The 12,364-nt window shown below is 51.1% G+C and carries 12 protein-coding genes and 1 tRNA gene; 6 read left to right on the top strand and 7 right to left on the bottom strand.

Translation table 11 applies throughout. The features are described 5' to 3' along the window. Positions 1-216 precede the first annotated feature (216 nt). Complete coding sequence (gene dkgB, locus HEM79_RS20770) at positions 217-1,020, top strand: 2,5-didehydrogluconate reductase DkgB (protein ID WP_176241717.1); 804 nt, start codon at positions 217-219, stop codon at positions 1,018-1,020. Here dkgB and yafC read toward each other — a convergent pair. Beyond that, the gene (gene yafC / locus HEM79_RS20765) at positions 1,017-1,931 is read right to left on the bottom strand and encodes a DNA-binding transcriptional regulator YafC (RefSeq protein WP_176241718.1); all 915 of its coding nucleotides are present in this window, start codon (positions 1,929-1,931) and stop codon (positions 1,017-1,019) included. The genes dkgB and yafC overlap by 4 nt on opposite strands. 240 nt (positions 1,932-2,171) lie before the next feature. Here yafC and HEM79_RS20760 point away from each other — a divergent pair, with 240 nt between their 5' ends. Then, positions 2,172-2,972, top strand: a complete 801-nt coding sequence (locus HEM79_RS20760; protein WP_001230983.1) for an endonuclease/exonuclease/phosphatase family protein — start codon at positions 2,172-2,174, stop codon at positions 2,970-2,972. Between the two features lie 77 nt (positions 2,973-3,049). Continuing rightward, positions 3,050-3,820: a class I SAM-dependent methyltransferase gene (locus HEM79_RS20755; protein WP_021550234.1), complete on the top strand. Its 771-nt coding sequence runs from the start codon at positions 3,050-3,052 to the stop codon at positions 3,818-3,820. 48 nt (positions 3,821-3,868) lie between these two features. On the opposite strand, the gene mltD is transcribed toward HEM79_RS20755, so the two are convergent. Both mltD and gloB read right to left on the bottom strand, forming a co-directional pair. Beyond that, the gene (gene mltD / locus HEM79_RS20750) at positions 3,869-5,227 is read right to left on the bottom strand and encodes a murein transglycosylase D (protein ID WP_000644688.1); all 1,359 of its coding nucleotides are present in this window, start codon (positions 5,225-5,227) and stop codon (positions 3,869-3,871) included. 71 nt (positions 5,228-5,298) lie between these two features. Beyond that, entirely contained in the window at positions 5,299-6,054 is a 756-nt protein-coding gene (gene gloB / locus HEM79_RS20745; RefSeq protein WP_176241719.1) for a hydroxyacylglutathione hydrolase, read from the bottom strand. Between the two features lie 33 nt (positions 6,055-6,087). Here gloB and HEM79_RS20740 point away from each other — a divergent pair, with 33 nt between their 5' ends. Then, positions 6,088-6,810, top strand: coding sequence for a class I SAM-dependent methyltransferase (locus HEM79_RS20740; RefSeq protein WP_176241720.1), 723 nt, complete (start codon positions 6,088-6,090; stop codon positions 6,808-6,810). Here HEM79_RS20740 and rnhA read toward each other — a convergent pair. Beyond that, positions 6,807-7,274, bottom strand: coding sequence for a ribonuclease HI (gene rnhA, locus HEM79_RS20735; protein WP_000917883.1), 468 nt, complete (start codon positions 7,272-7,274; stop codon positions 6,807-6,809). The two genes, HEM79_RS20740 and rnhA, sit on opposite strands and share 4 nt — an antisense overlap. Before the next feature lie 63 nt (positions 7,275-7,337). On the opposite strand from rnhA, the gene dnaQ reads away from it, so the two are divergent. Then, positions 7,338-8,069, top strand: a complete 732-nt coding sequence (dnaQ, locus tag HEM79_RS20730; protein ID WP_024191062.1) for a DNA polymerase III subunit epsilon — start codon at positions 7,338-7,340, stop codon at positions 8,067-8,069. A 132-nt stretch (positions 8,070-8,201) separates the two neighbouring features. Then, a tRNA-Asp gene (locus HEM79_RS20725) sits at positions 8,202-8,278 on the top strand. A gap of 146 nt (positions 8,279-8,424) precedes the next feature. Here the strand turns inward: HEM79_RS20725 and HEM79_RS20720 are convergent. From HEM79_RS20720 to tssF, 3 genes are read right to left on the bottom strand one after another with little or no spacing between them, the layout of a single operon-like run. Beyond that, positions 8,425-9,474, bottom strand: a complete 1,050-nt coding sequence (locus tag HEM79_RS20720) for a type VI secretion system protein TssA (protein WP_021550237.1) — start codon at positions 9,472-9,474, stop codon at positions 8,425-8,427. A 10-nt stretch (positions 9,475-9,484) separates the two neighbouring features. Further along, positions 9,485-10,480, bottom strand: coding sequence for a type VI secretion system baseplate subunit TssG (tssG, locus tag HEM79_RS20715; RefSeq protein ID WP_021550238.1), 996 nt, complete (start codon positions 10,478-10,480; stop codon positions 9,485-9,487). Continuing rightward, a complete protein-coding gene (tssF, locus tag HEM79_RS20710) occupies positions 10,477-12,360 on the bottom strand; it encodes a type VI secretion system baseplate subunit TssF (protein WP_176241721.1) in 1,884 nt (627 codons plus the stop codon). Before tssF ends, tssG begins: the two co-directional genes overlap by 4 nt. Positions 12,361-12,364 lie beyond the last annotated feature (4 nt).

Below are 12,364 nucleotides of genomic sequence, written 5' to 3'. Positions count from 1 at the left end.
AATACCTGCCTGTCACGCAGGGGGTCGCGGGTTCGAGTCCCGTCCGTTCCGCCACTTATTAAGAAGCCTCGAGTTAACGCTCGAGGTTTTTTTTCGTGTGTATTTCTATTATTGCTAAAATCGCAAAAATCCTCTGCATTTTACGCCCTTTTTTCGCAACAGTCTAAAGCCCATAATCACCTCAGTTAACGAAAATAGCATTAAAAGAGGCATATTATGGCTATCCCTGCATTTGGTTTAGGTACTTTCCGTCTCAAAGACGACGTTGTTATTTCATCTGTGAAAACGGCGCTTGAACTTGGTTATCGCGCAATTGATACCGCACAAATCTATGATAACGAAGCTGCCGTAGGTCAGGCGATTGCAGAAAGTGGTGTGCCGCGTCATGAACTCTACATCACCACTAAAATCTGGATTGAAAATCTCAGCAAAGATAAATTGATCCCGAGTCTGAAAGAAAGCCTGCAAAAATTGCGTACCGATTATGTTGATCTGACGCTCATCCACTGGCCGTCACCAAACGATGAAGTCTCTGTTGGAGAGTATATGCAGGCGTTGCTGGAAGCGAAAAAACAAGGGCTGACGCGTGAAATCGGTATTTCCAACTTCACGATCCCGTTGATGGAAAAGGCAATTGCTGCTGTTGGCGCTGAAAACATCGCTACCAACCAGATTGAACTCTCTCCTTATCTGCAAAACCGTAAAGTGGTCGATTGGGCTAAACAGCACGGCATTCATATTACTTCCTATATGACGCTGGCTTATGGTAATGCACTGAAAGATGAGGTTATTGCTCGCATAGCAGAGAAACACAATGCGACCCCGGCACAAGTAATTCTGGCGTGGGCAATGGGGGAAGGCTACTCAGTAATACCGTCTTCTACTAAACGTGAAAACCTGGAAAGTAACCTTAAGGCACAAAGTTTACAGCTTGATGCAGAAGATAAAAAAGCGATCGCCGCACTGGATTGTAACGACCGCCTGGTTAGTCCGGAAGGTCTGGCTCCTGAATGGGATTAAGCCTCTCTGACAGCTCCTTCGGGAGCTGTTTTTACATGCTCGCTAAGGAAATCGATAAAGGCCCGGATGCGAGTACTTACCGCTCGGTCGCTGTAATAAACGGCACTGAATGGCATTTCCACTGGCAACACTTTATCTGCCATTAACTCCACCAGTTCACCACGAGCAATTTCTCTGTCAATCATATAGTCGGACAAACACGCAATCCCGTTGCCACTCAGGCAAAGCTGTTTCAAGGTTTCCCCGCTATTGGACGACAAACCGTACTTCACTTCATGTAATTGTCCATCGCTACAGGCTATCGGCCAGGTATTGAGGGAAGCGGGTTCAGTGAATCCCAGGCAAACATGTTGCTTTAAATCGTCGATAGTTTCTGGCTTCCCGTAGCGGGCAATATAGTCGGGGGAGGCGATAATTTTTCGATAACTGTTAAATAGCGGCCTGGCTCGTAAGCTGGAATCCGTTAACGTACCGGCGCGAATCGCGACATCCACTTTTCTTTCGATCAAATTAATGATCGTTTCGGAGGAGACTAGCGATAAAGTGACTTCCGGATAGCGTTCACGGAAAGGCTTAATCAACGGCATCAGAAAGTGCAGCACCACAGGAGTTGCGGCATCGATCTGTAACAGTCCGCGCGGTGTATTACGCGTCTCCATAATTTCTGATTCTGCCGCTGCCATCTCCTGCAAAATTGACTGTACGCGACGAAAATAACGCTCGCCTTCTTCCGTCAGGCTAAGTTGTCGCGTGGTCCGATTAAGCAGGCTAACGCCAAGTTTCATCTCCAGCTTTTTCACCGCCCGGCTTACCGCTGAGTTTGCTTGCCCTAATTGTTCCGCTGCCCGGCTAAAGCTGCCGCTTTCAACGACCGAAACAAAAATGGCGAGTTCTTCCGACGTGGCTTTCATTTTTGCTCCTGTTGCAAAATAGAAGAGATATTTTGAATTTATTTGTCATTAAACCATCAGGATACGTAATATGTCATCCGATTTAATGTTCTCAATAATGAGCAAAATTCTGTGTGGTGTAAGCACTTGCTTACATAACAATATACAATTGCTCGTTGAAAGAGTGAGCTAAAATCCCTATAACAGTAGAACCCTCCCGAGTGTGGAAGGGTTGACGTAATAGAGGTTTCAAAGTCAAAAGTGCGAAAAAATACCTATGCCATGCGCTATGTTGCCGGACAACCTGCGGAAAGGATCTTACCGCCGGGGTCATTTGCGAGCATCGGCCAGGCATTACCACCCGGAGAACCGTTAAGTACTGAAGAGCGTATTCGGATCCTGGTGTGGAACATATACAAACAGCAACGCGCTGAATGGTTGTCGGTATTAAAGAACTACGGCAAAGATGCACATCTGGTGTTATTGCAGGAAGCGCAGACAACGCCAGAGTTAGTGCAGTTTGCGACCGCTAACTATCTTGCTGCCGATCAGGTGCCCGCTTTTGTTCTGCCACAACATCCTTCCGGCGTAATGACCCTTTCGGCAGCGCATCCGGTGTATTGTTGCCCGTTACGCGAACGTGAGCCTATTTTACGTCTGGCGAAATCGGCACTGGTGACGGTCTATCCATTACCTGACACCCGCCTGTTGATGGTAGTCAATATTCATGCGGTCAACTTCAGTTTGGGCGTGGATGTTTATAGTAAGCAGTTGCTTCCTATTGGCGATCAGATAGCCCACCACAGTGGTCCGGTCATTATGGCGGGAGATTTCAATGCCTGGAGCCGTAGAAGGATGAACGCTTTATATCGCTTTGCGCGAGAAATGTCGCTGCGCCAGGTGCGTTTTACTGATGATCAGCGCCGCCGGGCGTTTGGTCGCCCGCTCGATTTTGTTTTCTACCGTGGTCTGAATGTCAGCGAAGCTTCCGTACTGGTTACGCGCGCTTCTGATCACAATCCGCTACTCGTTGAATTCAGTCCCGGCAAGCCTGATAAATAAGGTATGTCAGGTCTGCCACAGGGCAGACCAACGTTTGGCGCTGCCTTTTTATACTCAAACAACAAAAGGACAGTGCAATGACAACACAATCCCACCATGAGCACGTAGAAAAGCAATTTAGCTCGCAGGCCAGTGAATATTTAACCAGTGCCGTGCATGCATCCGGGCGTGACTTACAGCGCCTGGCGGCGTGTCTGGCAGAGTATCCTGACGCTTGCGTACTTGATATGGGCTGTGGAGCAGGACATGCCAGCTTTGTCGCTGCGCAAAACGTGCAGGAAGTGGTGGCGTATGACTTATCTTCCCAAATGCTGGATGTTGTTGCACAGGCTGCAGATACCCGACAACTGAAAAATATCACCACTCGCCAGGGGTATGCCGAAAGCCTGCCTTTTGCCGATCACACCTTTAATATTGTTATTAGTCGTTATTCTGCCCACCACTGGCATGATGTCGGTGCGGCATTGCGTGAAGTGAATCGGGTGCTGAAACCCGGCGGTAGGCTGATTGTGATGGACGTCATGTCACCGGGTTACCCGGTACGCGACATTTGGTTACAGACGGTAGAAGCATTGCGCGATGCCTCTCACGTGCGTAATTACGCCAGCGGTGAGTGGTTGACGTTAATCAATGAAGCCTATCTGCTTGTCGATAATTTGATCACCGATAAATTGCCTCTGGAATTCTCTTCGTGGGTTGCGAGAATGCGTACGCCAGAAGTGTTAGTAGATGCTATTCGCGTTTACCAACAGAGCGCATCGACAGAGGTGAGAACGTATTTTGCCTTGCAGAATGACGGCTCTTTCACCAGTGATATCATCATGCTAGAAGCACATAAAGCAGCATAAATAAAAAAGGCACCGGGGGAATCGGTGCCTTTTTTATTATCTGGTTTGTCAGGAATCTGGCATGTTGTTGTTTTTCACAAACAACGTCAGCTTATCGCCTGGTTGCAGATTCGCTGTATCGCTGTTCCAGCGCATCACATCTTTGATGTTTACGCCGTGACGCTTAGCAATGCTTGAAAGCGAATCACCTTTGCGAACACGATACGTAATGCTATCGCTGTTGTTTGCCAACCGCTGTGCGCTACTACCAGCGCCAATTGTCAGACTTTGACCTGGTTTCAGCTTAGAACCGCGCAGATTGTTCCACTGCTGCAAATTCTTTGTGCTTACGCCGAGACGTGAAGCGATGCTTGAAAGCGTGTCGCCAGAGCGTACGGTGTAAACGCGGCTATTAAGCGGCGTATTGTCGGCAACCAGTGTCGACTGTACGGCAGCAATTTCGCCTGAAGCCAGAGATTCACGCAGTTGATCTGCATGTTTCTTTGGCACCATCACGTACTGTGGACCACTTGCGCCCAGCGTGGAGCCTTTCACGCCAGCGTTGAAGGTCTTCAGTTTGCTGACGGAAATTCCCGCCATATCTGCAACCTTCGCCATTTCAACCGGGCTACTCAGGTGTACACGCGCCAGAGCACGGCTTTCATCGGTCGTCGGCAGACGTACACCATAACGCTTGCTGTTTTTGAGAATATCACTCAATGCCAGCATCTTAGGCACGTACTGCTTCGTTTCCTGCGGCAACGGTAACGACCAGAAGTCCGTGGATTTCCCACGCGCTTTGTTCGTTTTAATTGCCTTCATCACTCGACCTTCGCCGCTGTTATAAGCCGCTACGGTCAAAAGCCAGTCGCCATCAAACATCTTGTTCAGACGCTGCATCATGTTCAGCGCGGCAGTTGTTGAAGCAACAACATCGCGACGCGCGTCATAATTGCGGGTCTGTTTCAAACCATAATTGCGCCCCGTGCTCGGAATGATCTGCCAGATGCCTGCGGCATTGGCGCCAGACGTCGCGTGAGGATCAAAAGCGCTCTCCACTATGGGTAGTAGTACCAGTTCCATAGGCATGTTACGTTTTTTAACTTGCCCGGCTATCCAGTACATATACGGCTCTGCCCGTAAAGTTACATCGTGGAGATAGCTCTTATTGCGTAAATATTTCTGTTTCTGTTCGCGAATCCGGTCGTTTTCCGGAATTCCCATCTTTAGCTCGTCGCCTATGAAAGCCCACAAGTCACCATCCGGCGCGATAGACGTCCCATCGTCCATCCATCGTGCCTGACTTGTAAACTTTGCTGCTTCCCCTTGACCAGCTGCAGAAAGGCTCTGTGCGTGCTGTTGAACGTTACCAGTACTCTGGCAACCCACGAGCAGGACAGAGGCGAGTAATATCGCTTTTGCCTTCATGTGTGTGTCAATAGTTGCTTAAAAGACGACCGATCATAACGGCGAACGAAGCCGATGACAAGAAAGTTTTATCAGAATCTATCTTTCTTTGACCTTAACCAGGCAAAACGTTCTTCAGGTTGTTGCAATAATGTTTCTTTATTAATTACATTAATTAAATCAATATCTTTTGTTCTCAAAAAAACATTATTTTGCCGCTCATTTTTCAGAATTACGGGTAGTGTTATTTGATTTTTTGCCCGTAACTCCTTAACTTTACGATAATAATCATTTATAGACAAATCGTGCGGAAGAATGCTCAAAGCAAACTTCATATTTGATAAAGTATATTCGTGAGCGCAACACACCAGGGTATCGTCAGGAAGTTCACTTAATTTTTTAAGTGATTGATACATCTGTGATGCAGTGCCTTCGAATAGTCTACCGCAACCGCCAGAAAACAGAGTGTCGCCACAAAATAGATAAGGTTCACTAAAGTAACAGATATGTCCTAAAGTGTGACCTGGCGTAGCAATTACACTAAATTCATGCCCCAAAACGAAGGCAGTATCGCCATCTTTGACTACCTGCGTTGTTCCCTTATCTTGTGTCTCTTCTGGCCCATACACCACAATTTGCGGATACTTTTCTACTAGTTCTTTTACACCGCCAACGTGATCGTGGTGATGGTGGGTGAGGAAAATCGCTACTGGTTGCCAGTTGTTAGCTGAAATCGCCTTTAATACGGGTTCTGCCTCTCCTGGATCGACAATCAGGCAACGACCTGCTTCATCAGACAAAACCCAGATGTAATTGTCATCAAAGGCGGAAATACTGTTAAGATTCATATATTACCTCTCAGTGCGAAACGGAAGGTTGTGATGAAACCGGCAAGGACCCCTCAAACTGTCGTGGCTCCTGATTGCTGGGGCGATTTGCCCTGGGGAGAGCTTTATCGCAAGGCGCTGGAACGCCAGCTCAACCCGTGGTTCGCTAAAATGTATGGCTTTCATCTGCTTAAGATTGGCAATTTAAGCGCAGAAATCAATTGCGAAGCGTGCGCGGTTTCTCATCAAGTGAATGTTTCTGCGCAAGGAACGCCCGTCCAGGTGCAGGCGGACCCACTTCATCTTCCTTTTGCCGATAAATCCGTCGATGTTTGTCTACTGGCGCATACATTGCCGTGGTGCACCGATCCGCATCGTTTATTGCGCGAAGCCGATAGGGTATTGATTGATGATGGCTGGCTGGTTATTAGCGGCTTCAATCCCATCAGTTTAATGGGATTACGCAAACTTGTGCCGGTATTGCGAAAAACATCGCCCTATAACAGCCGGATGTTTACTCTGATGCGGCAACTGGACTGGCTCTCTTTGTTGAATTTTGAAGTGCTACACGCCAGCCGTTTCCATGTTCTCCCGTGGAACAAGCACGGTGGAAAACTATTGAGCACGCACATTCCTGCGCTTGGTTGCTTACAACTTATTGTTGCCCGAAAACGGACTATTCCTTTAACGCTAAATCCGATGAAACAGAGTAAAAATAAACCGCGAATTCGCCAGGCAGTCGGTGCCACCCGGCAATGTCGTAAACTACAGGCTTAAACTTCGACTTGATAGCCCGTATCTTCCAGCGTGGGATTCATCGCCGCAGCACGAGCCAGTTCATCACAGCGTTCGTTTTCCGGGTGTCCGGCATGGCCTTTTACCCATTCCCATTTGATTTGATGCTGACCCAGCGCGGCATCAAGACGTTGCCAGAGATCGACATTTTTTACCGGTTTTTTGTCTGCGGTTTTCCAGCCACGTTTTTTCCAGTTATGGATCCACTGGGTAATCCCCTGGCGGACATACTGGCTGTCGGTACTCAAAATGACTTCGCAATGTTCTTTTAACGCTTCCAGCGCGACAATAGCAGCCATCAACTCCATACGGTTATTGGTGGTGCGGGTGTAGCCTGCGCTAAAGGTTTTCTCGCGTCCGCGATAACGTAAAATAGCGCCGTAACCCCCAGGTCCGGGATTACCCAGACACGAACCATCGGTGAAAATTTCTACCTGTTTAAGCATCTCTGGTAGACTTCCTGTAATTGAATCGAACTGTAAACGACAAGTCTGACATAAATGACCGCTATGAGCACTGCAATTACACGCCAGATCGTTCTCGATACCGAAACCACCGGTATGAACCAGATTGGTGCGCACTATGAAGGCCACAGGATTATTGAGATTGGTGCCGTTGAAGTGGTGAACCGTCGACTGACGGGCAATAACTTTCACGTTTATCTCAAGCCCGATCGGCTGGTGGACCCGGAAGCCTTTGGCGTACATGGTATTGCCGATGAGTTTTTGCTCGATAAGCCTACGTTTGCCGAAGTAGCTGATGAGTTCATGGATTATATTCGTGGCGCGGAGCTGGTGATCCATAACGCAGCGTTCGATATCGGCTTTATGGACTACGAGTTTTCGATGCTCAAGCGCGATATTCCGAAGACCAATACCTTCTGTAAGGTCACCGATAGCCTTGCGGTGGCGAGGAAAATGTTTCCTGGTAAGCGCAACAGCCTCGATGCGTTATGCGCCCGCTACGAAATAGATAACAGCAAGCGTACGTTGCACGGGGCATTACTCGATGCCCAGATCCTTGCGGAAGTTTATCTGGCGATGACCGGTGGCCAAACGTCGATGGCTTTTGCGATGGAAGGTGAAACACAACAGCAACAAGGTGAAGCAACAATTCAGCGCATTGTGCGCCAGGCAAGTAAATTACGCGTTGTTTTTGCGACTGATGAAGAGCTTGCAGCGCATGAAGCCCGTCTCGATCTGGTGCAGAAGAAGGGCGGAAGTTGCCTTTGGCGGGCATAATTAACCGTTAAAGGCGCTAAAAATAATGCGTTGGGCGATTTTTGCAGCAAACGATTCAAAAGATGAGAAAAAGCGTTGACGAAGGTCGAGGCAATCCGTAATATTCGCCTCGTTCCCAACGGAACACAACGCGGAGCGGTAGTTCAGTCGGTTAGAATACCTGCCTGTCACGCAGGGGGTCGCGGGTTCGAGTCCCGTCCGTTCCGCCAATATTTAGAAAGCCTGAATCAGTAATGGTTCAGGCTTTTGTCGTTTCTGGCTTTCGGGATTTTTCACCCCGGAAGTTAAATGGATATAATCCAGAAAATAGTTACACCATATAATGACCAGTAGTTATAAATTCTGGTCATTTTGGTTATTCCTGCGCATCCCACTTCTCCAGCAGTTCTGCTGGAACTTCATTGATTATCTCCGAAAAGCGTTTTCCGACCAGTCGTTCAGCCTGGCGCAACAAGGGAATGGTCGGACTGCTTGGTTCACTGTGCTCAAACCAGCGGCGGATGACTCGCAGGCGTTTCAGTGCGTCGTTCCGATCGCTGATTTGCTGTGGCTCTGCGATGATCTTTGCGGTCGTTTCGGCTGGTATATCCACTGTGGGAGCGACATGCTCTGCTAGTGTCAGTCCGGTATTATCGATAGCAGCATACTTCGGCTGATCAGCCTGTGGTTTTGGTTGTGGGATTTCTGGCGTAGTGGTCTGTACCGCCCCTGGTAACAGGGTCAGCAGTTGCGTCAGACGCGAAAAGTCCGGAGCCAGGTCATTGAGCGTTTCACGAGCATGGTGTTGCAGTCGCTCAGTGATCTCGGCGGCCTGGCGAAATGCGTCCAGCGGCAGTGCGCCGCGTGCTTCCAGGTCGGCCAGTTGCTGACGTACTGATTCCGGTGCCAGCGCATCCGCCGGCCGTGATGCAGACAGCGAACGTTCCACATCCCGAACCTGAAGGCGCATGGCGGCGTTGTTTGATAGCGTAATGCCACGAATGTCTGCCATTACGCCTTCGTGGTCCAGTAGCGCCGACAGCGCGTTACTGCGTGCTACAGCCGCATCTTCGGCGGTGGTATCTTCAGCCGCAAGCAGTTGTGGATGGATGGTGTCCGGGTTCGTGGCACACAACGTTTCCAGGAGCGTGAGTGTCTCCACCAGCCCTCTGGCTCCACCCTGATGGATGCGGCAGCGCAGTAGGATCACCAGGATGCGGATATCTTTGCTGCGCGCCAGCAGGCGGTGGGCGTCTCGCTCAAGCTCCGCCCAGTTAATGGTTTCCGGCGTACTAACAAAATCGCCATATTGTGCCTCTTCACGCGCTAAGGCGCGGGTGAACAGCAACAAGTACTCTGGATCATACTCTAGATCCGGGCCGCAGGGGCATTCAGCCGAAATAGGGTCAGACAGGGGGGTATCCATTAAATTATCCTCAGTGTGCCAGATAGTGTTCAGGTTCGAAAATCATGCCCGTCACCGGGTTGCCGTGCAGGGCTTTCCCTGCCCAGGCGGTCCAGCCAAGCTGATATGGACCGCCAGTAACAGCCGGAGGGGCTGCGTGTGGTTTAAGCTGTAGCTCAATTTCCCAGCAGTATTCAAACCCAGTAAATGCGCGAACCAGTTCCGTTAGTACTGGCAGGTTATTACCACCAGGCAGGAAACGCCGGTAGTCAGCCAGTGTCAGCGGGCCAATCACCAGCCGGAACTTATACTGCATGTCCGGCACGGCCTGGCCGATGAGTGCGCCGTTGCCAATGACGGAAGAGGGGGCTGGCATCCCCAGTCGGGTAATTTCATCATCAGCCACAGTTATCCAGTGCAGGACATACTCTTGTATTCGGAAAGGCACTCTGAAATAGTGCGCCAGCGTGGCGGCCAAGCCGTCCGGGTTGCGGGATTCGCGCACCAGATGGGCCGATGCCGCCAGGCGAACGTGATCCGGCAGCGAGCTGTCTGCACTTTCCCGTAAATCCTGTCCGCTGAGGCTGGAGATATAAAAGGCAAAACGGTCATATTCCTGTTTATCCAGACCGCCTCCAGCGGACTGGGCGCTGCGCCATGCCTGATAAAACTGCGTCAACCAGCGGTGATGAAAAAGATCGGTAAAACGGGTCAGGGTCGGATCGCAGCGGCTTTCGGTCCGATTGCGCGCCAGTTCGGTGTAGTGCAGTGGCAGCGGACCGTTCGGTCCCCACAGTCCAAGGCTGTAAAGGCTAAGGTGCAGGCGTCCTTGCTGCCAGCTCACACTGGCGATTTCTCGCGGCGCAAAGGTCAGTGTAGGTGTTTGTCCGAGGCGAAATTTTTCCATACTTGGTTGCCAGGCACTACCTGCAGGGACGGTACACAACTGCACATCCACGCGGCGCATTAGGTTCAGAAAACCATAGCGCCAGGGCGTTTTCTGCGCTTGGGTGAAATCGCCGCTCATACACTTCCCCGTAGTCCGGCTCTGACCGGCCAGGTCATAATTTTCCCACGTTGCATACTGTGCAGTGTCATCTGCGAGAAGGTATTAATGGAAACATGACGAGCGATATATTGCTCCAACACCAGACCGAACAGATACGGGCTGATACCAGAGAATCCGTCCTCATCCACCGTCAGCTCACAACTGACGCCGCGACCATAGACCAGCAGCCCGGAACCGGGCAGACGGCGGGTAACAGGCGTTGTTTTACAGCCAATCAGGCTACGTACCTGACGCGACTGCGGACTGTCATGCGCCGGAATAAACAGGTTCAGCAGATCGCGCAGTGCCTGACCGCCGGTGCGGTGATCCAGATCGGCCAGCGGCAGATAATTAAAGGATAACTGGCGGATCAACCGCCAGGCCATTTCACGTTCCGCCAGTGGTGGCTGTGGTGGACGAGGTGGACGGATAAGCCCCACGCCTGCCACAGGGATGGCCGCATCTACGGTCAGATCGTCCCGGCCATTGCGTGCAATAAGACAGGGCAGATCGCGGTTGGTGACCATGGCAGTGATGGTGATATGGCGCAGATTTTCCGGGTATGGGGCTTCATACTGGTCAACCAGCGACAGGAATACTTCCGAGCCCGTATAGGGTGTGCGGGTGCCGTAGCGGCGGGCGTTCTCAGACAACCGACGCGGCTCCCGGCGCAGGGAAAAATAACGCCCATGATTGCCTTCATCATTATTGCGGGTGTGGTAGAGCGGGCGAAATGTCATCTTCCGCGTGGTGTCGACTTCCAACCCTTCCACTTCCTGTACCGAAAACACCTCATAGTCGAGCGGATGGGTCCTGTCCACCACCAGGTGCTGCTCCGTCGTGCTGTGAGTGATATCGATCCGGGCGGTGACGCGGGGAAACAGGTTGATCACCGGGGTACAGAACAGGCTGAACTGTGCAGCATTTGTCTGGTGGATCAGCCAGTCTGGCGGCAGGCGGTTCAGTAAGATAACAATTTCCGCCACGCCGCTGTGAATTTTTTGTAACCCGGCAGACAGACCCGTCGGGGTGAAAAAATAAAAGCGTTCCGGGCAGGCAAAATATTCATGCAACAGGTTATGGCCGTGGAACACATTCCACGCCAGCGGCAATAGCCCTTGATCCGGCTCCAGACCCTCGTACATGACGGGCTGTTTCAGGTTCACATCCAGTACGCCGTCAAAATGACCCGGAACGCCTGCCAGTGTGGCAATGGCGCTGGTGTGCAGCAGTTCGAACAGGTGTGAGGCCGTGCGCTCCTCGCCACAGAGATAGAGCGGCAGTCTGTCCAGCCCGGCAAGCTGGCTGAAGGTCAGTTCACCGAAGGTGCGCAGGGTAATGCGTAGTGCTCCGGCGACGTGAATGTTAGCTGGCAGGTAGCGGTGCAGAGCGGGCATATCCGGCGGCGCGGCGGTCAGGCGCGCCTCTTCGATGGCAAGCGGCCACAGTGTCACATCCTGGCTGTTGCGAAACTGGCAGGCGGCGCTTTCACCTTCCGGAATGGAGGAAAAAAAGGCAGTGTTGCGTGGGACGGTGAATCCCTTCGCCAAATCGCCTTCTTCCGGATCGGGATGTAGTTGTGCCACGCTCATTGAGGGGGTAGGGGTGATGTAATTGGGACTGACGACCTCCAACAAACGCTGGGTGAAGCGGGGAAATTCAGCGTCAATTTTAAGCTGCGTGCGGGCGGTCAGGAAGCTGAAAGCTTCGATCATACGTTCCACATACGGATCGGCAATATCCGCTCCCTGCATTCCCAGCCGGGCGGCGATTTTGGGATGACGGGCGGCAAATTCGGCTCCCGTTTCCCGCAGGTAGCTCAATTCGCGGTTGTAGTATTCCAGTAGCCGTGGATCCATCACT

It is taken from the genome of Escherichia sp. 93.0816, from assembly GCF_013368855.2.
Classification (GTDB): domain Bacteria; phylum Pseudomonadota; class Gammaproteobacteria; order Enterobacterales; family Enterobacteriaceae; genus Escherichia; species Escherichia ruysiae.
This window is presented reverse-complemented; position numbering and strand designations above follow the sequence as displayed.